At 64.3% G+C, this 22,980-nt stretch carries 15 protein-coding genes and 5 pseudogenes; 16 read left to right on the top strand and 4 right to left on the bottom strand.

Annotation, left to right across the window (positions count from 1 at the left end):
• The first annotated feature begins 146 nt into the window (after positions 1–146).
• From G3T16_RS06070 to G3T16_RS23330, 9 genes and pseudogenes are all read left to right on the top strand, one after another.
• Positions 147–1,325, top strand: coding sequence for an acyl-CoA dehydrogenase family protein (locus G3T16_RS06070; RefSeq protein WP_163494275.1), 1,179 nt, complete (start codon positions 147–149; stop codon positions 1,323–1,325).
• A 58-nt stretch (positions 1,326–1,383) separates the two neighbouring features.
• On the top strand, positions 1,384–2,523 hold the full coding sequence (locus G3T16_RS06065; protein ID WP_163494274.1) for an acyl-CoA dehydrogenase family protein: 1,140 nt from the start codon (positions 1,384–1,386) through the stop codon (positions 2,521–2,523).
• A gap of 49 nt (positions 2,524–2,572) precedes the next feature.
• Entirely contained in the window at positions 2,573–3,823 is a 1,251-nt protein-coding gene (locus G3T16_RS06060) for an acyl-CoA dehydrogenase family protein (protein ID WP_163494273.1), read from the top strand.
• 74 nt (positions 3,824–3,897) lie between these two features.
• Positions 3,898–4,362 carry a MaoC family dehydratase gene (locus tag G3T16_RS06055; RefSeq protein ID WP_163494272.1) on the top strand — a complete coding sequence of 155 codons (465 nt, stop codon included), beginning with the start codon at positions 3,898–3,900 and terminating at the stop codon, positions 4,360–4,362.
• Positions 4,363–4,583: 221 nt separating this feature from the next.
• Positions 4,584–5,503 (top strand): annotated as a pseudogene (locus G3T16_RS06050) (SDR family NAD(P)-dependent oxidoreductase).
• 271 nt (positions 5,504–5,774) lie between these two features.
• Positions 5,775–6,953, top strand: coding sequence for an acetyl-CoA C-acyltransferase (locus tag G3T16_RS06045; RefSeq protein ID WP_163494271.1), 1,179 nt, complete (start codon positions 5,775–5,777; stop codon positions 6,951–6,953).
• Positions 6,954–7,051: 98 nt separating this feature from the next.
• On the top strand, positions 7,052–8,029 hold the full coding sequence (locus G3T16_RS06040) for an NADPH:quinone oxidoreductase family protein (RefSeq protein WP_163494270.1): 978 nt from the start codon (positions 7,052–7,054) through the stop codon (positions 8,027–8,029).
• Positions 8,030–8,038: 9 nt separating this feature from the next.
• Positions 8,039–8,502: pseudogene (locus G3T16_RS23335) on the top strand (iron-containing alcohol dehydrogenase); the annotation flags it as partial.
• A 99-nt stretch (positions 8,503–8,601) separates the two neighbouring features.
• Positions 8,602–9,198 carry a hypothetical protein gene (locus G3T16_RS23330; protein WP_456298666.1) on the top strand — a complete coding sequence of 199 codons (597 nt, stop codon included), beginning with the start codon at positions 8,602–8,604 and terminating at the stop codon, positions 9,196–9,198.
• A gap of 1 nt (position 9,199) precedes the next feature.
• Here G3T16_RS23330 and G3T16_RS06030 read toward each other — a convergent pair whose 3' ends face one another.
• Together G3T16_RS06030 and G3T16_RS06025 are read right to left on the bottom strand one after the other, a co-directional pair.
• Positions 9,200–10,387, bottom strand: coding sequence for a multidrug effflux MFS transporter (locus tag G3T16_RS06030; protein WP_163494269.1), 1,188 nt, complete (start codon positions 10,385–10,387; stop codon positions 9,200–9,202).
• Positions 10,388–10,482: 95 nt separating this feature from the next.
• On the bottom strand, positions 10,483–11,688 hold the full coding sequence (locus tag G3T16_RS06025; protein WP_232059286.1) for an MFS transporter: 1,206 nt from the start codon (positions 11,686–11,688) through the stop codon (positions 10,483–10,485).
• A gap of 370 nt (positions 11,689–12,058) precedes the next feature.
• On the opposite strand from G3T16_RS06025, the pseudogene carA reads away from it, so the two are divergent.
• The 3 genes and pseudogenes from carA to greA all read left to right on the top strand — a co-directional run bounded on the left by carA (position 12,059) and on the right by greA (position 16,900).
• Positions 12,059–13,200 (top strand): annotated as a pseudogene (carA, locus tag G3T16_RS06020) (glutamine-hydrolyzing carbamoyl-phosphate synthase small subunit).
• Positions 13,201–13,206: 6 nt separating this feature from the next.
• Positions 13,207–16,428: a carbamoyl-phosphate synthase large subunit gene (gene carB / locus G3T16_RS06015; protein WP_163494267.1), complete on the top strand. Its 3,222-nt coding sequence runs from the start codon at positions 13,207–13,209 to the stop codon at positions 16,426–16,428.
• Positions 16,425–16,900, top strand: a pseudogene (greA, locus tag G3T16_RS06010) (transcription elongation factor GreA). Before carB ends, greA begins: the two are co-directional and overlap by 4 nt.
• A 192-nt stretch (positions 16,901–17,092) precedes the next feature.
• Here greA and G3T16_RS06005 read toward each other — a convergent pair.
• Both G3T16_RS06005 and G3T16_RS06000 read right to left on the bottom strand, forming a co-directional pair.
• On the bottom strand, positions 17,093–17,437 hold the full coding sequence (locus tag G3T16_RS06005) for a hypothetical protein (protein WP_163494266.1): 345 nt from the start codon (positions 17,435–17,437) through the stop codon (positions 17,093–17,095).
• Positions 17,438–17,497: 60 nt separating this feature from the next.
• Positions 17,498–17,809: a YhbY family RNA-binding protein gene (locus G3T16_RS06000; RefSeq protein WP_163494265.1), complete on the bottom strand. Its 312-nt coding sequence runs from the start codon at positions 17,807–17,809 to the stop codon at positions 17,498–17,500.
• On the opposite strand from G3T16_RS06000, the pseudogene rlmE reads away from it, so the two are divergent.
• The 4 genes and pseudogenes from rlmE (at position 17,793) to glmM (ending at position 22,880) form a co-directional block, all read left to right on the top strand.
• Positions 17,793–18,538 (top strand): annotated as a pseudogene (rlmE, locus tag G3T16_RS05995) (23S rRNA (uridine(2552)-2'-O)-methyltransferase RlmE). The gene G3T16_RS06000 and the pseudogene rlmE overlap by 17 nt on opposite strands.
• Before the next feature lie 166 nt (positions 18,539–18,704).
• Positions 18,705–20,642, top strand: coding sequence for an ATP-dependent zinc metalloprotease FtsH (ftsH, locus tag G3T16_RS05990; RefSeq protein ID WP_197911925.1), 1,938 nt, complete (start codon positions 18,705–18,707; stop codon positions 20,640–20,642).
• A 16-nt stretch (positions 20,643–20,658) separates the two neighbouring features.
• Positions 20,659–21,528 carry a dihydropteroate synthase gene (folP, locus tag G3T16_RS05985; RefSeq protein WP_232059285.1) on the top strand — a complete coding sequence of 290 codons (870 nt, stop codon included), beginning with the start codon at positions 20,659–20,661 and terminating at the stop codon, positions 21,526–21,528.
• Positions 21,525–22,880 carry a phosphoglucosamine mutase gene (gene glmM / locus G3T16_RS05980; RefSeq protein ID WP_163494263.1) on the top strand — a complete coding sequence of 452 codons (1,356 nt, stop codon included), beginning with the start codon at positions 21,525–21,527 and terminating at the stop codon, positions 22,878–22,880. The genes folP and glmM overlap by 4 nt, the downstream gene beginning before the upstream one ends.
• Positions 22,881–22,980 lie beyond the last annotated feature (100 nt).

Here is a 22,980-nt window from a genome sequence, read left to right as displayed (position 1 = left end):
GCCCTGCCAGCGTTCGAATCGACAGCTTTTGCTGCGAGCATTCTTGAAAGTTAGTAAAACATACTGTATGTTCAAATCCGGTTTTGGGGCCTCCGGGCCGCGGCAGACAACTGGAGGGCGCAGAGTTGCGCCCATGAGGTGAGCCTGTGAGTGATCTGCAACAATTTCGCATCGAGACCCGCGCCTGGCTGGAGGAGAATTGTCCGCCTGCGATGCGCGAACCGGTCCGCGGCTTTGAGGATCTCTACAATGGTGGACGCAAGCCCGAGATCAGTCATCCGGACCAGAAGCTCTGGTGCGACCGCATGGCCGAGCGCGGCTGGACCGTGCCCCACTGGCCGCGGGAATACGGTGGTGGAGGCCTTGCCAGGGAGGAGGTGAAGGTCCTGCAGCAGGAAATGGCGCGCATCAACGCCCGCCTGCCACTGGACAGTTTCGGGATTTCCATGCTGGGACCGGCACTGCTCAAGTTCGGCAACGAGGAGCAGAAGCGAGAACATTTGCCGCCGATCGTGCGCGGCGAAATCCGCTGGTGCCAGGGCTATTCGGAACCCAATGCCGGCTCGGACCTGGCCAGCCTGCAGACCCGGGCTGAGGACGGTGGTGACCACTATATTGTCAATGGCCAGAAGATCTGGACCTCCTATGCCGACAAGGCGGACTGGATTTTCTGTCTGGTGCGCACCGACAACACCGGCAGCAAGCACGAGGGCATCAGCTTTCTGCTGTTCGACATGGCCAGTCCCGGGGTCTCCACCCGCCCGATCCGCCTGATCAGCGGTTCATCTCCCTTCTGTGAAACCTTCTTCGACAATGTCAGGGCCGACAAGCGCAACCTGGTGGGGGAAGAGGGCAGGGGCTGGACCATTGCCAAATACCTGCTCACCCACGAGCGCGAGATGATTTCGGGTTTTGGTGCGGCCACTGGCAAGTCCCTGGGAGAGCTCGCATTGCAGACCTTCGGCACCGACCCTTCGGGGCGCCTGGCCAACGGCATCCTGCGCCACAGCATCGCCCAGTACCAGCTAGATTCGCTGGCCTTCGAAACCACCATGAGCCGGGTCGGAGACGAGGCCAAAGCCGGCCACGGCCTGGGAGCCGCTTCCTCGATCTTCAAGTACTACGGCACCGAACTGAACAAGCGCCGCAATGAGCTGAACATGGCCATCGGCGGCGAGCCGGCGTTGGGCTGGGAGGGCGAAGTCTACGACGATGGCAGGATTTGCCGCGACTGGCTGCGCTCCAGGGGCAACTCCATCGAGGGCGGCACCACCGAAGTGCAGCTGAACATTATCGCCAAGCGGGTTCTGGGCCTGCCGGACTGACTACAGGGTCGGCGGGGCAGGCTCTGTGTGGCCGGCCAGCCGCAAGAGGAGAAATACCATGGCATTGGTACTCACCGAAGAACAGCTGATGCTCAGGGATTCCGCTGCCGGACTGCTGGCGGAGAAGGCAGGTGTGGCGCAGTTGCGGGCACTGCGCGACACGGGTGATGAGTTGGGCTTTTCGCGCCAGGTTTGGCGCGAAATCGCGGAGCTGGGCTGGCCCGGTATCGCGATTCCCGAGGAATATGGCGGCCTGGGCTATGGCTACGCTGGCCTGGGTCTGGTGCTGGAGCAGGTGGGGCGCAACCTCAGTCCCACCCCGCTGCAGGCGTCGGTGCTGGTGGGCGCGACAGCGGTCAATGAGCTGGGCAGCGAGTCCCAGAAGCAGATGCTGCTGCCGGCGCTGGCGGCTGGCGAGCAACTGGTCTCGCTGGCGCTGCAGGAGGGCGCCCACCACGCGCCGGAGCATACTGCCATGACGGCCCGCGCCGACGGCGAGGGCTTTGTGCTCAATGGCACGAAGTGTCTGGTACTGGACGCGCTTGCGGCGGACTGGTTTGTGGTGATCGCCCGCAGTGCCGGTGAGCCCGGGGATACCGCAGGTCTCAGCGCCTTCCTGGTGCCGGCTGCCAGCACCGGCCTGACGCTGGAAGCGCGCAGCCTGGTGGATTCCCGCGGGGTGGCCGCACTGCGATTCAGCGACGTCCGGCTGGGCGCGGATGCGGTCATGGCTACGCCCGGTCAGGCCTGGGACGGGCTCAGCCACTGCCTCGATATCGTCAATATCGGCCTGGCCTCGGAGCTGCTGGGGCTTGCCACCGAAGCCTTTGAACGTACCGTGGCCTTCCTGCAGGAACGCAAGCAGTTCGGCCGCGTGATCGGCTCCTTCCAGGGGCTGCAGCACCGCGCCGCGGAACTGTTTGCCGAACTGGAACTGGCGCGCTCCATAGTACTGCGGGCGCTGCAGGCGATCGATGACCGGGACCCCGACCTGCCGCGGCTGGCCAGCGCGGCCAAGGCCAAGCTCTGCGAGGTTGCCCAGCGCGCCACCAACGAGGCGATTCAGATGCACGGCGGGGTGGGCATGACCGACGAGTTTGACATCGGCTTTTTCCTCAAGCGGGCCCGGGTTGCCCAGCACAGTTTCGGCGACTATAACTACCATCTCGACCGCTTCGCCCGCCTCGGCGGTTTTTGAGCCTACCGCCTGCCACCATCCACACATCACCGCCAACAGCGAGAACATTATGGATCTGGGAATCAGTGACAAATTAAAGCCGCTACTGGCCGAGCTAAAAGGTTTTATCGAGCGGGAAATACTGCCACTGGAGCCGGAGTACCTGGCTGAGATCGGGGTCGGTGGCCGCTGGCAGTTCACCGCGCGCCAGACCGAGATCATGGAGGGCCTGAAGCGGGAGGCCCGCGCGCGGGGCCTGTGGAATTTCTTCCTGACCAGCGGCGAGCACGGCTCCGGCCTGAGTACAGTGGAGTACGCCTACCTCGCCGAGGAGATGGGCAAGTCCCATATCGCCGCCGAGGTATTCAACTGCGCGGCGCCGGATACCGGCAACATGGAAGTGCTGCACAAATACGGCAGCGAAGCCCAGAAGCAGCAGTGGCTGGAGCCGCTGCTGGCCGGCGAGATCCGCTCCGCCTACGCGATGAGCGAGCCCGAGGTCGCCTCTTCGGACGCCACCAATATCTGTACCAGCGCGGTACTGGAGGGCGACGAGTGGGTCATCAATGGCGAGAAACACTATATTTCCGGCGCCGGTGATCCGCGCTGCAAGATCATGATCGTGATGGTCAAGACCGACCCGCAGGCTCCCAGGCATCTGCAGCAGTCCCAGATCCTGGTGCCGATGGATACCCCTGGGGTGGAGAATATCCGCCCGATGCAGGTATTCGCCATGGACGATGCTCCCCACGGCCATATGCACCAGCGCTTCAGCAATGTGCGGGTACCGAAGGACAACATGATCCTCGGGCCCGGGCGCGGCTTCGAGATCTCCCAGGGCCGGCTCGGCCCCGGCCGCATCCACCACTGCATGCGCGCCATCGGCGCCGCCGAGAAGGCGCTTGGCCTGCTGTGCGAGCGGGCAGTGTCGCGCACCGCCTTCGGCAAGCCGCTGGCGCGCCTGGGCGGCAATATCGACATCGTCGCCAATGCGCGCATGGACATCGAAATGGCACGGTTACTGACCCTGAAAGCCGCCTGGATGATGGACAACGTCGATCCCAAGGAAGCGCGGATCTGGATCTCCATGATCAAAACCGCGGTGCCCAACATATCGATCCGCATCGTCGACGAGGCGATCCAGATGTTCGGCGCATTGGGAATGTCCCAGGACACGCCGCTGGCCGGCCTGTACATGGCCCAGCGCACCCTGCGCCTGGCAGATGGTCCGGATGCAGTGCACCGGATGGTGGTGGGGCGCCATGAATTGAGGCGCTACTCCGGCGAGCCGGAAGTGAATGCGACATTTCGTGACGGTTGAACACAGGCAGCCCGATGGTGAACCACCGCCATCACACCGCAATAGCGCCAGTATCTGTATACAGGGAGTCACCGATGGCCCAAAGGATTGTACCCAAGGCAGACATGCTCAAGCAGAAGGGACGCCGCTTCGAGCCCGGCGAGTGGTCCACGCTGGACCAGCAGCGGATCGACACCTTTGCCGACTGCACCGAGGATCACCAGTTTATTCATGTTGACCCGGAAAAGGCGGCGCAAACCCCGTTCGGTGGCACCATCGCCCACGGCCTGCTGACCCTGTCCATGCTGGTCAAGCTCTGTGAGGGCAATGGCATCATGCCCGAGAATACGGTCATGGGTATCAACTACGGTTTCGACAAAGTACGTTTCCTGGCGCCGGTACGGGCCGGCAAGCGAGTCCGGGCCCGTATCGAGATACTGGACGTGCAGCAGAAGGATGCCAATCGCTTCCTGATCAAGCAGGAGGTTACCGTGGAAATTGAAGGCGAGGAAACCCCGGCCCTGATCGCCGAATGGCTGGGCATGATGGTGACGGACTGAACCGGGAGCAGTTATTTTGGGGTTTGGTACTTCGTAGCCCGGTCGGCATCCTGGGAGGGCGCTGTCGAGACACGCCGTAAACCCGTCCATGGGGGCTCGGTTGCGACATCCATGTCGCAAACGGTCTCGACAGCGCCCTCCCAGGACGCCGACCTGCCGTCGGTGCGAACTCAAAGTAACGGACATGCCAGACTAAATATTCAGTAAACAGGAGTAATGCAATGACAATTCGCTATGACGGCAAGGTGGCCATCGTGACCGGTGCCGGCCAGGGCCTGGGGCGCTGCCACGCGATCGCGCTGGCGGCCCGCGGCGCGAAAGTGGTGGTCAACGACCTCGGCGGTGCCAGGGACGGCACCGGTGCCTCCAGCGAGGCTGCGCGCGCGGTGGTGGCGGAGATCGAGGCCGCCGGTGGCGAGGCCATTGCCAACGGCGCCAACGTGGCCAACTACGCGGAAGTGGAGTCCATGGTCAGGCAGGCCGTGGACCAGTGGGGCCGGGTCGACATCCTGATCAACAACGCCGGCATCCTGCGCGACAAGAGCTTCGTCAAGGGCAATCTGGACGATTTCCGGCTGGTGCTGGAAGTGCACCTGATGGGCACTGTCAACTGCACCAAGGCCTGCTGGGAGATCATGCGCGACCAGGGCTACGGCAGGATCGTGGTAACCTCATCCTCCAGCGGCCTGTACGGCAACTTCGGCCAGAGCAACTACGGCGCCGCGAAGATGGCAGTGATCGGGCTGATGAACACCCTGGTACAGGAGGGCGCCAAGTATGATATCCGGGTCAACGCGCTGGCCCTACCGCGGCCACCCGGATGACCGAAGGCGTGCTGCCGGACCAGGCCTTTGAGCTGCTGACCCCCGAGACGGTGACGCCGGCGGTGCTCTATCTGGTCAGTGAGGATGCGCCCAATCGCACCATTCTGGCCGCCGGTGCGGGAGCCTATGCGGTGGCTCGCATGGTCGAGACAGAAAGTGTCTGGCTGCCGCCAGAGCAGCAGACGCCCGAGGGCATCGCCGCCCACTGGGAACAGATCAGCAGCCGTTCCGGCGAGCGTGAGCTTGCGGCCGGTTTTGAACAGAGTGTGAAAATGATAGAGAAGGCCGCCGCCGGCCTGGGTATCACACTAGACTGATAACACTCGACTATTGGCACCTACTTGGGGCTCGCTTCGAGGTGAGGGCGCTGCTTCCGGAGAGTACTTTCGAGACCGTATGCGACATGGATGTCGCATCCGAGCCCCCAGGGACGGGTTCACGGCGTGTCTCGAAAGTACTCTCCGGAAGCAGTGACCGGACTATTGGCACCCAATTGCCACTCACACCGAACGGAGCTCCAGGTACGTGTCATTCAATTGACCATTGACCAGGCGGACGCCAATAGCGCCGCTCCTGAAGGAGACTGAAATGAAAGAAGCAGTGATTGTCGCCACCGCACGGACCCCCATCGGCAAGGCCTACCGGGGCGGATTCAACAACCTGGCAGGCGCCAGCCTGGGGGCGGCCTCGGTGGCCGAGGTAGTCAGCCGTGCCGGTATCGATCCGGCCCGGGTGGAGGATGTGATCATGGGCTGCGCGCTGCAGCAGGGCACGACCGGCAGCAATGTTGCGCGCCAGATTGCGCTGCGTGCCGGACTGCCGGTCACGGTGCCGGGCATGACTTTGGACCGCCAGTGCTCCTCCGGGCTGATGGCAGTGGCGACAGCGGCCAAGCAGATTATCGACGACGGCATGAGCTGCGCGATCGGCGGCGGCCTGGAGTCCATCTCCCTGGTGCAGAACGAGCACATGAACCTGCACCGGATGGTGGACGATGAGCTGTTGGCAATGCACCCCGATATCCACATGCCTATGCTGCAGACGGCAGAGGTGGTCGCGAAGCGCTACGGTATCAGCCGCGAGGCGATGGATGAATACGGGCTGCAGTCCCAGCAGCGCACTGCCGATGCCTATGCCGCGGGTCGTTATGAGGCCGAACTGGTGCCGGTCACCTGTACACGTATCGTCGCCAACAAGGAGACCGGCGAGCAGTCCGAGGCCGAAGTGACGGTCAGCGCCGACGAGGGGCTGCGCGCCACTACCGCGGAAGGACTGGCCGGGCTGAAGACCGTTATCGACGGTGGTACCATTACCGCCGGCAACGCCTCCCAGTTGTCCGACGGCTCCTCTGCGCAGTTGTTGATGGATGCCCGGGAGGCGGAACGGGAGGGGCTGGAGCCGCTGGGTATCTACCGCGGAATTGCGGTGGCTGGCTGTGAACCGGATGAAATGGGCATCGGCCCGGTGTTCGCAGTGCCGAAACTGCTCAAGCAGCACGGCCTGACGATCGATGACATTGGTCTGTGGGAACTGAACGAGGCATTTGCCGTGCAGGTGCTGTACTGCCGGGACCGGCTGGGTATCGACAATGACAAGCTCAACGTCAGCGGCGGTGCGATCTCCCTCGGCCACCCCTATGGCATGAGCGGCTCGCGCATGATTGGTCACGCGTTGATCGAGGGCAAACGTCGCGGGGTCAAATACGTGGTGGTCACGATGTGTGTGGGAGGCGGCATGGGTGCTGCCGGCCTGTTCGAGGTGGCGTGAGACCGTTGCGGTACACTGCGGCGCCTGCGGGCGCCGTCTTCGTTTGATACGGTAGCAGGGCCGCAAATCCGCGGCCGTCTTGCTGACAGGAGCAGAACATGAAAGCAGTGGTATGCAGGGAGCACGGGCTTCCCGACAAACTGGCGCTGGTCACGGACTGGCCGGAGCCTCCGCTGGGCGCCGATGAGGTGCTGATCGACGTCAAGGCAGCGGGCCTCAATTTCCCGGATGTGCTGATCATCCAGAACAAGTACCAGACCAAACCGGAGCTGCCGTTTGTGCCGGGCGGAGAGTGTGCCGGCGTGGTGCGGGAGGTGGGTAGCGCCGTCAGCCGCTTCAAGCCCGGTGACAGGGTGATTTCCACCGGTACCCACGGTGCTTTCTGCCAGACTGTCGCGACCCAGGAAAATTCGGTGTTTCCGATTCCCGAAGGGCTGGATTTTGAACAGGCAGCCGGTATCAGCGTCACCTATTTCACCTCCTGGTACGCCCTGCGCCAGCGCGCCAATATCCAGCCCGGCGAAACCTTGCTGGTGCTGGGCGCGGCGGGCGGTGTCGGCACCACGGCGGTGGAGCTGGGCAAGCTGCTGGGGGCCCGGGTGATCGCCGCGGCCAGCAGCGACGAAAAGCTGGCGTTGTGCAAGCAGCTGGGCGCGGACGAGGTGATCAATTACAGCGAGGTGTCGCTCAAGGATGCGGTCAAGGAGTTGACCGGCGGCAGGGGGGTGGACGTGGTCTACGACCCGGTGGGTGGAGACTACACCGAGCCGGCCGTGCGCAGCATGGCCTGGAACGGGCGCTACCTGGTGGTGGGCTTTGCCAGCGGGCCGATTCCCAGCATTCCGCTGAATCTGACCCTGCTGAAGGGCTGCTCCATTGTCGGCGTATTCTGGGGGCGCTTCATGACCGAGGAGCCCGAGGCCAACCTGGAGAACATCCAGACCCTGTGGAAATTGTTCGCTGAAGGCAAGCTCAAGCCGGTGGTGACCGATGTCTTCCCCATCGAAGAATACCGGGAGGCCTATCAGTGCATGATGGAGCGCCGCGCCCGCGGCAAGGTGATTTTGACCCTGTAGGAGCCGACGATGCAGCCCTTTCAATTCAATACGGTGAGTCACTTGCAATGCGGGCCGGGCAGCGCGCTGAACCTGGCCGAGAGCTGCCGGCGGCTCGGCGTTCTGAAGCCACTGCTGGTCACTGATCCCGGCCTGGTCGCCATTGGCCTGGTGCAACCGGTAGTGGAGGCGCTGGCTGCGGCGGGACTGACGGCCACCCTGTTCGACCAGGTCCGAGAGGATCCCCCGAGGAGACGGTGCTGGCCGCCGCCGCGGCCGGGCGCGCCGCCGATGTTGACGGGGTCATTGCGGTGGGCGGCGGCAGCTCCATGGATGTGGGCAAAGTGGTGGCGGTGCTGCTGGCAGGAGCGCAGTCCCTGCCGGAGCTGTATGGCGTAGACCAGGTCGGGGGCGGGCGCCTGCCGCTGCTGCTGGTGCCCACCACGGCGGGCACAGGCTCGGAAGTGACCCCGGTGGCGGTTGTCACCACCGGCGAGACCACCAAGGCGGGTATTTCCAGCGCGGTGTTGTTGCCGGACGTGGCAGTACTGGACGCCGATCTCACCCTGGGTCTGCCGGCGGCAGTGACTGCGATGACCGGGATCGATGCGATGGTACATGCGATTGAGGCCTACACTTCCCGCCTTCGCAAGAACCCGTTGTCCGACAATCTGGCGCGGGAGGCATTGCAATTGCTGGGCGGCAATATCCATACGGCCGTGCATCGGGGTGGCGATCGCGACGCGCGCGGCGCGATGTTGCTGGGGGCATGCCTGGCGGGCCAGGCCTTTGCCAACGCCCCGGTGGCGGCGGTGCATGCGCTTGCCTATCCGCTGGGTGGCCACTACCACCTGCCCCACGGCCTCACCAATTCCCTGGTATTGCCGGCGGTGCTGGAATTCAATATGCCCACAGCCTGGGAGCTCTATGCCGAACTGGCGGCTATCGTCGCACCCGCCGCGCAGGGCTCCGGGGAGGCGCGGGCAGCGGCGCTGGTGCAGGCTTTGCGGGAATTGATTGCGGCCATCGGCTTGCCGGCCACCCTGCAGCAGGCGGGTGTGGCAGAACAGGATCTGGAGCTGCTGGCGCGCGACGCGATGCAGCAGCAGCGGTTGCTGGTCAACAATCCGCGCGAGGTCGGCCATGACGACGCACTGGCAATCTACCGCGCGGCCTGGGGTGCCCTTTAACTCAGCGCGGGCGGCGCAGTGACAACAGCATAAAGCTGAAGCTGACCAGCGCGCAGCCCGACATGCTCAGCACAATGGTGACCAGAGTGTGGGGCAGCAGCGTGGTCAGGCCGCTGAGCAGACCGCTGATGCCGAAGGTGGTGGCTCCCATCAGCGCGGCGGCTGAACCGCTGTTGCCACTGAAGTGTTCCAGGAAACAGGCATTGTTGTTGGGTGACATTGCCCCCAGCGAGCCGGCATACAGCATCATCGAGACCACGAAGGCCGCCAGCGGCAGGTCCAGCGTCGCGCTGAACAGCAGCCCGACCATGCCGGCGGCCTGTGCCACGGTCGCGGCTTGCAGAATACGCAGCGAGGTGACGTAACTGAGCAGCACGCGATTCAACAGATTGAAACTGAACATCGCTACGATGTTCAGCGCAAACAGCAATGCAAAGGCGTCCTTGGACTGCCCGAAGTGTATCTGGTAGATATAAGAGGCATAGGTCACAAACAGGACCAGCCCCGAAAACGTCGCCGCCTGCCAGCCGATGAAGGGCAGGGCCGGCGTGGTCTTCAGTACGGCGTGGTACCGTGCCAGCACCCCCGGACCGGCAGCGTCGCGCACCGGCGCCGGAGGCCGGGGGCCGCGGAACACAGTGACCAGCAACAGCGGGATTACCGCCAGCGCGTACAGTCCCAGAAACACGAAAATGATTTCCCAGGAGCCCAGTCGCAGCAGCAGGCTGCCGATGCCGGGGGCAATTCCCGGCGCCACGATCATCACCAGCCCGATCATGGAAAACAGTTTGGCGGCCTGCTGGCCGCGCACCCGGTCGCGCACCAGCGCCGGCACCGAGACCACTGCCCAGCCCGCGCCAAAGGCCTGCAGCGCGCGCCCCAGCAACAGTGCGTTCAGACTCTGGGAAAAGGCCAGGCCGAAACTGGCTCCGGCAAACAGCAGGAGTCCACCGATCAATACTCCCCGGCGGCCGAAATGATCTGACATCGGCCCGCCCACCAGCTGGCCGATGGCCAGGCTAAAAATGTACACCGAGATGCTCAGCGACACCGCGTGAATGTCCACCCCCAGGCTGTCCGCCATCAGCGGAAATGCCGGCAGATAGGTGTCGATGGAGAAGGGGCCGATCATCAGCGTTGCCGCGAGGGCAAGTACAATGGTGAACGGCACATGTGTTTGCGTGGTCATGCTTCAAACCCATGGGTTGCAGGAGCGGGCGCGGCTGGGCGGGGCCCGCCCCGCGTAATTGTACGCGGATGCAGCGCCGAATGCTGGCCGAATTCTCAGGCGCTTCGCTGCCGGCCCTCGTGCAGCGCCAGCATCACCAGGACGAGGAAGAACACCACAGCGCTGAACAGCGGGGCCAGCGGGCCATGCACCTGGTACAGCGCCCCGGCACAGATTGGTCCCACCACGAAGCCGATGGCGGGACAGGCGCTGACCAGTCCCGCGACCGCACCCTGCTCTTCCGGGTTGACTGCCAGCGAGGCACCGGCCGAGATGGCCGGCATGCACAGTCCGAGGCCGGTGCCGAGGAAGGCCATGCCGGCCGCCAGCAGCGGCAGTCGCGAAGTCCCCGCCAGCAGGGCGGCCCCACACAGCAGGGCCAGTAACCCCAGGCGCACGAACTGGGTGGGCCGCAGCTTGAGCCGCTGCATCAGGGTCAGTTGTACCAACAGCGTGAAACTGGCCGAGATCATCAGCGCAGCGCCGGTCATCTGTGCGGTCTGGATGCCGCTCAGTGCCAGCTTGTCCTGCAGCTGGAAGCCCAGCGTCTGCTGAATGGCGGAAAAACCGATGAACAGCCCCACGCCACTGGCCAGCAGGTGGACAACCCGCCGGTCATACATGCGCAGGCGCACCCGGCTGTGGTGCTGGCCCAGCTCCCGCTTGGGTGTGGGCGGCAGCTGGCGCCACACCAGCAGCGCAGCCAGGGCCGCCAGGCCGCCGGCGAAGTACAGCGGTGCCAGCAGCCCCAGCGTTGCCAGCACCCCGCTGACGGCGGGACCCAAAATGGTGCCCATGCTGTTGGCGGTGCCGAGGCGGGCCATGGTGCGGGTACGCTGTTCGCTGGTGCTGTGGTCGGCGGCATAGGCGGCACTGGCAGGGTTGGTGGCTGACATCACCAGGGTCTGGCTGCAGCGTGCCAGCAACAGCAGGCCCCACAGCGACAGACCACTGACCACTCCCAGCAGGCCGAGGTGGAACACGCTGGCGAACAGCAGGGTGCCGATGGTGTAGCCCAGCAGGCCGGTAATGATGACCGGCTTGCGCCCCACCCGGTCGCTGAACCTGCCCCAGACCGGCGCCGCCAGCGCGAATACCAGCGAGGAACTGGCGATGATGGAGGTGATCTGCAATTCTCCCAGCGCGACCTCACGGCCCAGCGGCGCCAGAATCGCGAACACCAGCGATTGACCGATACCGGTTGCCATCAGGGCGAGGATCAGCACCGTCAACTGACCCCGGGACAGGCGGGAGGAGGTCACGGCGGGGTCTCGACCGGGAGGAGGATCCGGCATCCGGATTGGGGCCCGGCCCGGTGCGCGGTGCGGCACATGCAGGGGTCTCGTGAGCAAAGGACTAACAATGGCATCATAGGAAGCTGGCGCCGACAAGCAACCGCTTTTGTGGATTGTGTGTATATCACCGGCAGCACGTGGCTTCGCTGGACAGCGGCAAGGCGATCCCCTACAATTCCGCGTCAGATTTCACTGGCCCGGACCGCGCCCCGGGCACCGTGTGTTCCTGTGAGTAACCAGAGCTGATTCTATGAAAAACAGCGAGATGTGGTCTTCCCATCTCGCTTTTTTTCGGGCGCCCGCAGCAAAGGTTTGCCGCTGATTCTTGGAGGTGTACTTGTCCAGTCCAGCCCTGTTGGCCCTTGAAGATGGCACCGTTTTCAAAGGTGTGGCGATAGGCGCTGACGGCATCTCCGTCGGCGAGGTGGTATTCAATACCGCCATGACCGGCTACCAGGAAATCCTCACCGATCCCTCCTACGCCCGCCAGATCGTCACCCTGACCTATCCCCATATCGGCAATACCGGCACCAATACCGAGGACGAGGAGTCCGGCACCATCTGGGCGGCGGGCCTGGTGATCCGCGACCTGCCGCTGCTGGCCAGCAACTACCGCAACCAGGAAGATCTCCAGAGTTATCTGCAGCGCCGCAACGTAGTCGCCATCGCCGATATCGATACCCGCCGCCTGACCCGCATCCTCCGGGACAAGGGGCCCAGAACGGCTGCCTGATGGCCGGTGCCGATATCGACGAAGCGGCAGCACTGGCTCACGCGCGCGGCTTTGCCGGCCTCAAGGGCATGGATCTGGCGCGGGAAGTCTCGGTGAAGGAGTCCTATTGCTGGACCGAGGGCAGCTGGCAGCATGGCAGCGGCCACAGTGAGCGGGCCGCGGCGGAACTGCGCTGGCACGTGGTGGCGTATGATTACGGCATCAAGCGCAATATCCTGCGGATGCTGGTGGACCGCGGCTGCCGCGTCACGGTCGTGCCGGCACAGATGCCGGCTGCCGAGGTGCTGGCGCTGCAGCCCGACGGTGTGTTCCTGTCCAATGGCCCCGGCGATCCGGAGCCCTGTGATTATGCGATCACGGCCATCAAGGAGCTGCTGGAGACGGATGTGCCGGTGTTCGGCATCTGCCTGGGGCACCAGCTGCTGGGGCTGGCCAGTGGCGCCCGCACCGTGAAGATGGGCCACGGCCACCACGGCGCCAACCACCCGGTGCAGAACCTGGCCGACGGCACTGTGATGATCACCAGCCAGAACCACGGTTTTGCGGTGGACGAGGCCGGCCTGCCGGCGACGCTGCGGGTGACCCACAAATCCCTGTTCGACGGCACCCTGCAGGGCATACACCGCACCGACAAGGCCGCCTTCAGCTTCCAGGGCCATCCGGAAGCGAGCCCCGGGCCCCACGACGTCGCGCCCCTGTTTGATCACTTCATCGAGCTGATAGCAGCCAGAGCCGGGAAACACTGATTAGCCATGCCCAAGAGAACTGATATACAAAGCATCCTGATTCTCGGCGCCGGCCCCATCGTCATCGGCCAGGCCTGCGAATTCGACTATTCCGGCGCCCAGGCCTGCAAGGCACTGCGCGAGGAGGGCTATCGGGTCATCCTGGTCAACTCCAACCCGGCCACCATCATGACCGATCCGGCCATGGCGGACGCCACCTATATCGAGCCCATTGTCTGGCAGACGGTGGCGCGCATCATCGAGGCCGAGCGGCCCGATGCGCTGTTGCCCACCATGGGCGGCCAGACCGCGCTGAACTGTGCCCTGGACCTGGCCCGCGAGGGTGTGCTGGAACAGTACGGGGTGGAGATGATCGGGGCCACCAAGGAGGCCATCGACAAGGCCGAGGACCGCCAGCTGTTCGACCAGGCGATGAAGCGTATCGGCCTGGAAACGCCGCGCGCCGCGCTGGCCCACAGCATGGAAGAGGCCTTCCAGGTGTTGGACCAGATCGGCTTTCCCTGCATTATCAGACCCTCTTTCACGATGGGCGGCTCCGGTGGCGGCATCGCCTACAACCGCGACGAGTTCGAGCAGATCTGCACCCGCGGCCTGGACCTGTCGCCCACCAAGGAACTGCTGATCGATGAATCCCTGATCGGCTGGAAAGAGTTCGAGATGGAGGTGGTGCGGGACAAGAAGGACAACTGCATAATCGTCTGCGCGATCGAGAACTTCGACGCGATGGGGGTGCACACCGGCGACTCCATCACCGTGGCGCCGGCCCAGACCCTGACCGACAAGGAATACCAGATCATGCGCAACGCCTCGCTGGCGGTGCTGCGTGAGATCGGCGTCGAGACCGGCGGTTCCAACGTCCAGTTCGGGATAGACCCGAAAACCGGCCGCATGGTCATCATCGAGATGAACCCGCGGGTGTCGCGCTCTTCCGCGCTGGCCTCCAAGGCCACCGGCTTCCCGATTGCCAAGGTGGCGGCCAAGCTGGCCATCGGCTACACCCTCGACGAGCTGCAAAACGATATTACCGGCGGCAGTACCCCGGCGTCATTCGAGCCCTCCATCGACTATGTCGTCACCAAGATACCGCGCTTCGCATTCGAGAAGTTCGCCGCCGCGGACCCGCGCCTGACCACCCAGATGAAATCGGTGGGCGAGGTCATGGCCATCGGCCGTACCTTCCAGGAGTCACTGCAGAAGGCGATGCGCGGGCTGGAGGTGGGCTCTGCCGGCTTCGAGCACAAGCTGGATGTCGAGGATCCGGAGGTCCGCGTCGAATTGATTGCCGAGCTGACCACGCCCGCCGAGGACCGCCTCTGGTACATCGGCGATGCGTTCCGCGCCGGCATGAGTGTGGATGAAGTCTACCGCTACTCCGGCGTCGACCCCTGGTTCCTGGTGCAGATCCAGGACCTGATTGCCACCGAGGATGCGCTAAAGCCGGTCGCGCTGGCGGATATCGACCGCGAGCGCATGTTCCGGCTCAAGCGCAAGGGCTTCTCCGACGCGCGGCTGGCCGTGTTGCTGGGCGTGGAGGAGGCTGACCTGCGCCAGCACCGCCAGGCGCTGGGAGTGCGCCCGGTGTACAAGCGGGTGGATACCTGCGCCGCCGAATTTGCCTCCGCGACCGCCTACATGTACTCGACCTACGAGGAGGAGTGCGAGGCGGATGCTTCCAGCCGTGACAAGATCCTGGTGATCGGCGGCGGCCCCAACCGCATCGGCCAGGGTATCGAGTTTGATTACTGCTGTGTGCACGCGGCGCTTGCCATGCGCGAAGACGGCTACGAAACCATCATGATCAACTGCAACCCGGAGACGGTGTCCACCGACTACGACACCTCGGACCGGCTCTATTTCGAGCCGGTCACGCTGGAGGACGTGCTGGAGATCATCGACCTGGAGCAGCCGGTCGGCGTGATCGTCCAGTTTGGCGGCCAGACGCCGCTGAAACTGGCCCGGGACCTGGAGGCCCACGGCGTGCCGATCATCGGCACCACCCCGGACGCGATCGACCGCGCCGAGGACCGCGAGCGCTTCCAGCGCATGATCCAGAAGCTGGGCCTGAAGCAGCCCGCCAACATCACCGTGCGCAGCATCGACGAGGCCATTGAGGCGGCATCCCGCATCGGCTATCCGCTGGTAGTGCGCCCCTCCTATGTGCTGGGTGGCCGGGCGATGGAAATCGTCTACCGCGAGGAGGACCTGCTGCGCTACATGCGCGACGCGGTGCACGTGTCCAACGACGCGCCGGTGCTGCTGGACAGCTTCTTAAGCGCGGCCATCGAAGTGGATATCGACGCGGTCAGCGACGGCGAACAGGTGGTGATCGGTGCCATCATGCAGCATATCGAGCAGGCCGGGGTTCACTCCGGCGACTCCGCCTGTTCCCTGCCACCCTACAATCTGGCCGCCGACGTGCAGGATGCCATGCGCGAACAGGTGCGGCAGATGGCGCTGGAACTGGGCGTCGTCGGCCTGATGAACGTGCAACTGGCCTGGCAGGATGGCGAGATCTACGTGATCGAGGTCAACCCGCGGGCATCGCGCACGGTGCCCTTCGTATCCAAGTGCATCGGCGTCTCCCTGGCCAAGGTGGCCGCCCGCTGCATGGCCGGGCAGACCCTGGCGCAGCAGGGCTTTACCCGGGAAATCATTCCACCCTATTATTCGGTGAAAGAGGCGGTGATGCCGTTCAACAAGTTTCCCGGGGTGGATCCCATCCTGGGACCGGAGATGCGCTCCACCGGCGAGGTGATGGGCACCGGCGACAGCTTTGCCGGCGCCTTTGCCAAGGCCCAGCTGGGCGCCGGCGAGCCGCCGCCGCGCAGCGGTACCGCATTGATCAGCGTGCGCGATGTCGACAAGCCGGGCGCGGTGCTGGTGGCCCGTCAGCTGGTCGAGCTGGGCTTTAGCCTGGCCGCCACCAACGGCACGGCCAATGCGCTGGAGGCCGCCGGCCTGGAAGTGCGGCGGGTCAACAAAGTACTTGAAGGACGCCCGCACATTGTTGATATGATCAAGAACGACGAAGCGCACCTGATCATCAACACCACCGAAGGTCGCCGTGCCACGACTGATTCGGCCCCGATACGTGCCAGTGCGGAGCAACACCGCGTGTTCTACACCACCACCCTGGCAGCGGCCGAGGCAATGTGCATGGCCCTGAAGCTGGAAACAGACAAGACAGTGCGCAGGTTGCAGGACCTGCACAGGAGTATCGGCGTATGAGCAAAGTGCCCATGACAGTCAGTGGCGAGCAGATGCTGCGGACGGAACTGGAGCGTCTCAAGCGGGTGGACCGGCCCCGGGTGAGCCAGGCCATTGCCGACGCGCGTGAACACGGTGACCTGAAGGAAAACGCCGAGTACCACGCCGCCCGCGAGCAGCAGAGCTTTATCGAAGGCCGCATCATCGACATCGAGAACAAGCTGGCCAACGCCCAGGTCATCGACGTGACCACTATCGCCCCAGCGGCAAGGTGATCTTTGGCACCACTATCGACCTGGTGAATGTGGAAACCGACGCCACCGTGAGCTACCGCATCGTCGGCGACGATGAGGCCGACGTGAAGAACAACCTGGTCTCGGTCAGCTCCCCGATAGCCCGTGCCCTGATCGGCAAGGAAGAGGGCGATATCGTGGTGGTGCGGGCGCCGGCGGGTGACATTGAGTACGAAATCGACAAGGTGCACCACATCTGACGGGTGCTGGTCGGAATGGCACTTACTTAAGCCTTGTTCACCTCTTTCCGCATGCCCAAACTCCATAGGGTGTGCTGACGAAGGCCGCATGCCCAAACTCCATAGGGTGTGCTGACGAAGGAAGCGCACCATGGGCCACGCTTTCGGGCCGTATCCGGTGCGTTTCCTTCGTCAACGCACCCTATGCCAGCACTAATCGGGCCGCTCGTGCTGGAACAGCCGCAGTTCGGTGAGGACCAGGCGCGCCACCAGCCGGATCATCAGGGCATGGTTTTCCCGGCGCAGGCCGGCCAGGCCGTCGTTGATCTGCCGGTAGAGCGCGTCCCGCTCCGCTTCCGGCAGGCCGGCAGGCAACTCGATCGCAAAGCTGTAGTGCTCGGATTCGCTCAATTCGGCATAGATACCGGTGAGCTGGCTGGCGGCAAAGTCGATCAGCGCCTGATCGGCGCCCCGCGCGGCCAGCAGCTTGCGCAGTTCCCGGTCCAGGTAGGCCAGGCCCTGTGCCCGCTGCGACGGAAACTCCAGCAATTCGCCCATATCCAGATTCTGCCAGCCGACCGGGTACGCCCCGCTGGTGCCGGGCGCAGGACTGCCAGCTTACAGTAACCGCATCAGGTTCGACAGGCGCGGATCGGGTTGTTTTGCCCGTCTCATGATCAGCGCTACATTGCCGATACTCTGTACCAGTTCGGCGCCGGTGCGCTCGCACAGTTCGGCGGTCAGCGCGCTGCGGGTGTCGCGATCGCCCACGGCGAGCTTGACCTTGATCAGCTCGTGGTCCTGCAGGGCGCGCTCGATCTCCTGCAGCACGGTCTCGCTGAGCCCGTTGCCGGCGATAGTGACAACGGGGTTCAGCTTGTGGCCGATCGCGCGCAGTTGTTTGTTGTCCTGGATGGCTTTCTTGTTCATAGGGGTTCCACGGTACAATAGCCGTTTTCGGGGGCGCGTAGTCTACACAAGCCGGCGCTCCCGGCATAGCAGCGGCCATGGCGCCGGCAATGGAAGGGCAGCAATGGCCAAAAAGACAGCCTCCAGCAGGGCCTGGTTGAAGGAACACCGAGATGACCCCTACGTGCAGCGGGCGCAGCGCGAGGGCTACCGCTCGCGGGCCTGCTACAAGTTATTGGAATTGCAGGAAAAAGACCGTTTGATCAAGCCGGGCATGACAGTGCTGGACCTGGGCAGCGCCCCGGGCGGCTGGTCCCAGGTGGCGGCCCGCCTGGTGGGGCGCAGCGGAAGGGTGATTGCCTCGGATATCCTGCCGATGGACAGCCTCGAGGGGGTGGAATTCATCCAGGGGGACTTTACCGGCGAGGCCGTGTTTAAGCAGATCCTGCAGGCGGTGGGCCCGCGGCCGGTGGATGTGGTGATCTCCGATATCGCGCCCAATATGAGCGGAGTGAACGCAGTGGACCAACCCCGGTCTATATACCTGGTGGAGTTGGCGCTGGACATGGCGCGGCGGGTGCTGGCACCGGGCGGCTCATTTGTGGCCAAGGTGTTCCAGGGGAGGGTTTCGAACCGCTGTTTCGCGATGCGAAGAGCAGCTTCGGCAAGGTTTTGACGCGCAAGCCCAAGGCCTCGCGGCCGCGGTCACGGGAGGTGTATATCGTCGCCCGAGCGTTCGAGGGGGCTTGAAACATGGAGCGACAGGCCCATCTATAGTACATTGGAAGTCTTTGTTTGCAGCAATATGTGGCCCCGCACAGAGCGCGGCTGATATCCGGCTATACTACAGGAGCAAGATGCTGTCACGCCCACCCGCAGCGGGTGGCCTTATGGTGAGGAAGCAGCGTTGAATGATATGGCAAAAAATTTATTGTTATGGCTGGTGATTGCGGCGGTTCTGCTGTCGGTATTCAACAATTTCAACATGCAGAGTCCCACCCAGCAGGTGGGCTATTCTGATTTTATCGAGGAAATCCAGAACGACCAGATCAAGAAAGTGGTGGTGGACGGCCTCACCATCAACGGCGAGCGCTTTGATGGGTCCCGTTTTGAAACCATCCGGCCGATGGTGGAAGATCCCAAGCTGATCGACGATCTGCTGCAGCACAACGTCGAGGTGATCGGGCGCAAGCCCGAGCAGCAGAGCGTGTGGACCCAGCTGCTGGTGGCCAGTTTCCCGATCCTCATCATCATCGCCGTCTTCATGTTCTTCATGCGCCAGATGCAGGGTGGCGCCGGTGGCCGGGGCGGGCCGATGAGCTTTGGCAAGAGCAAGGCGCGGCTGCTGGGCGAAGACCAGATCACCACCACCTTTGCGGACGTGGCCGGCGTGGATGAGGCCAAGGAGGATGTCCAGGAACTGGTGGAATTCCTGCGCGACCCCAGCCGCTTCCAGAAACTCGGCGGCCGCATTCCGCGCGGCGTACTGATGGTGGGCCAGCCCGGTACCGGTAAAACCCTGCTGGCCAAGGCGATTGCCGGCGAGGCCAAGGTCCCGTTCTTCTCCATTTCCGGCTCCGACTTCGTCGAGATGTTCGTCGGCGTGGGCGCCTCCCGGGTACGGGACATGTTCGACCAGGCCAAGAAGCAGGCGCCCTGCATCATCTTCATCGACGAGATCGACGCCGTCGGCCGCCATCGCGGGGCCGGCCTGGGCGGTGGTCACGATGAGCGCGAACAGACCCTGAACCAGTTGCTGGTGGAAATGGACGGCTTCGAAGTCAATGATGGCGTGATCGTGATTGCCGCCACCAACCGTCCCGATGTGCTGGATCCGGCGCTGCTGCGCCCGGGCCGCTTCGACCGCCAGGTGGTGGTGGGGCTGCCCGATATTCGCGGCCGCGAACAGATCCTGAAAGTACACATGCGCAAGGTGCCGCTGGCCGAGGATGTGGTGCCCTCCAAGATTGCCCGCGGTACCCCCGGGTTCTCCGGCGCGGACCTTGCCAACCTGGTGAACGAGGCCGCCCTGGTGGCCGCCCGCAGCGGGGTGCGCACCGTGGGCATGAACCAGTTCGAACAGGCCAAGGACAAGATCATGATGGGCGCCGAGCGCAAATCCATGGTCATGTCCGAGGACGAGAAGCGCAATACCGCCTACCACGAGGCCGGCCATGCCATCGTCGGCCGGCTGGTGCCCGAGCACGACCCGGTCTACAAGGTCAGCATCATTCCCCGCGGGCGCGCCCTGGGCGTGACCATGTTCCTGCCGGAGGAAGACCGCTACAGCCACAGCCGACGCCATATCATCAGCCAGATCTGCAGCCTGTTCGGTGGCCGTATTGCCGAGGAAATGACGTTGGGCAAGGACGGCGTGACCACCGGTGCGGCCAACGACATTCAGCGCGCCACTGAAATTGCCCGCAAGATGGTAACCAAGTGGGGCCTGTCGGAAAAAATGGGGCCGCTGATGTACGACGAGTCGGATGAGGAGGTGTTCCTGGGCCGTTCCGCAGGGCATGCGGCCAAGGCGATATCCGGCGAGACCGCGAAGCAGATCGACGAGGAGGTCCGGCGCATCATCGACGAGTGCTACGACACCTCGCGGCGCCTCCTGGAGGAAAATCAGGACAAGCTGCATGCGATGGCCGAGGCGCTGATGCTGTACGAAACCATCGACGCGGACCAGATCGACGACATCATGTCCGGCCGCAAACCGCGTGAACCCAGTGACTGGGACGGTAGCGCAGGCGGCGGCGACAAGACAGATGCTCACGCCAGCAGCGGGGACAAGGATGACAAAAGCAAGGAAGACGTCGCCAGTCCCATAGGCGGCCCCGCGGGCGAACACTGACCGGCCTCGCCCTGATATGACGCCGCCCGCCCGCCCGGTACTGGATTGTGCCGGGCGTTTGCTGGACCTCTCCCGCCCCCGCGTCATGGGCATCATCAATACTACCCCCGACTCCTTCTCTGATGGCGGGACCCTGTACCGCGGTGAGCGGCTGGATCTGGACCGCGCGCTGGCGCGGGCCCGCCAGCTCTGTGAGCAGGGTGCGAGCATTCTCGATGTCGGCGGTGAATCCACCCGCCCGGGTGCCGCCCCGGTATCGGCGCAGCAGGAGCAGGACCGGGTGCTGCCGCTGGTGGAGCGTATCGCCGCCGAACTGGACGTGATCATTTCCGTGGATACCAGTTCGCCGGCACTGATGCGGGCAGCCGCGGCGGCGGGCGCCGGCCTGATCAACGATGTACGGGCGCTGGGCGTCGACGGCGCGCTGGCGGCAGCGGCAGCCAGCGGCTTGCCGGTCTGCCTGATGCACATGCAGGGCCAGCCCGGTACCATGCAACAGGCACCGGTCTACCAGGATGTGGTCACCGAGGTGCGCGACTACCTGGCCAGCCGGGTGGCGGCCTGCGAGGCCGCCGGCATTGCCCGGGGCAAGTTGCTGCTGGACCCCGGCTTCGGCTTTGGCAAGACCGTGGCCCACAACTTTCAGCTGCTACAGCGGTTGCCGGAGCTGGCGCAGGAGGGCCTGCCGCTGCTGGCAGGCTTGTCGCGCAAGTCAATGATAGGCAAGCTGTTGGGGCGCGATGTAGAGCAGCGCCTGCCGGCGAGCCTGGCGCTGGCGTTGCTGGCGGCCCAGCGTGGCGCCGCGATAATCCGGGTGCACGATGTACTCGAAACCATGGATGTGCTGGCGATGTGGACGGCCATGACAGAATGGGAACAACAATGACAAGGCGCTATTTTGGCACAGACGGCATTCGCGGCACGGTAGGTGAGGCCCCGATCACCCCGGATTTCATGCTCAAGCTGGGCTGGGCAAGCGGCCGGGTATTCGCCCGCCAGGGGCACAACGGCGGCCACAACACCGTTATCATCGGCAAGGATACCCGCGTCTCCGGTTACATGTTTGAATCTGCGCTGCAGGCCGGGCTGGTGGCGGCCGGGGTCGATGTCAAACTGCTGGGCCCCATGCCCACGCCGGCGGTGGCGCTGATGACCCGCACCCAGAATGCAGTGGCGGGGATCGTGATCAGTGCCTCCCACAACCCCTTCTTTCACAATGGCATCAAGTTCTTTTCGGCTGCCGGCTCCAAATTGCCCGACGATGTCGAGCACGCCATTGAGCAGGAGCTGGATTGCCGGCTGGAGGTGGCGCAATCCCGTGACATCGGCAAGGTCGTGCGTATTGCCGACGCTGCGGGGCGCTACATCGAATACTGCAAGTCCACGGCACCGGAACACTTCAGCCTGCGCGGCATGCGCATCGCCGTCGACTGCGCCAACGGCGCCACCTACCACATCGCCCCCAATGTGCTGGCGGAACTGGGTGCCGATGTTGTGCCGCTGGGGGTCACGCCCGACGGCTTCAATATCAACCAGGGCGTCGGCTCCACCGATACCGCCGCGCTGTCCCGGCTGGTACAGGACAGCGGGGCAGACCTGGGTATCGCCTACGACGGCGACGGCGATCGGGTGTTGTTTGTGGATAGCGACGGCTCGCTGGTGGACGGGGATGAGCTGCTGTTTATCATCGCCGCCCACAGGCTCGCCCGCGGCGAAGCCGAGGCCGGTGTGGTCGGCACGCTGATGTCCAACCTGGGACTGGAGCTGGCCCTGCGCGACATCGGCCTGGAATTGGTTCGCGCCAGGGTCGGCGACCGCTACGTAAAAGAGATGATGGAGGCCCAGGGCTGGCGCCTGGGCGGCGAATCCTCCGGCCACATCATCTGCGCCGACCTCACCACGACCGGGGACGGCATTGTCGCCTCCCTGCAGGTGCTGGTGGCGATGCAGGAATCCGGGCGCAGCCTGGCGGAACTGCGCGCCGGCATGCGCAAGTGTCCGCAGACCATGATCAATGTACCGATGGTGGGCAAGTTTGAACTGACAGAACTGCCCGCCGTCAACGACGCGGTAGCGGCGGTGGAGCGCCAGCTGGGCAGCCGCGGCCGGGTGTTGCTGCGTCCCTCGGGGACTGAACCACTCGTCAGGGTGATGGTCGAGGGCGAGGACGCCGCCGAGGTCAGGCAGTTGTGCGGCGACCTGGCGGGCCAGGTCGAGGCCGCGCTGGCCGGTGCCTGAGGGGCAGATAAGTGGGGCGCTGGACCCTGCCGTGGTAGCGGCCGCGCGCCTTGTAAGTAATACATAACTTGGGTAATATTGCGGCCCGTTTCGCCGCCGG

The sequence above is a fragment of the Kineobactrum salinum genome (genome assembly GCF_010669285.1).
Lineage (GTDB): Bacteria > Pseudomonadota > Gammaproteobacteria > Pseudomonadales > Halieaceae > Kineobactrum > Kineobactrum salinum.
This window is presented reverse-complemented; position numbering and strand designations above follow the sequence as displayed.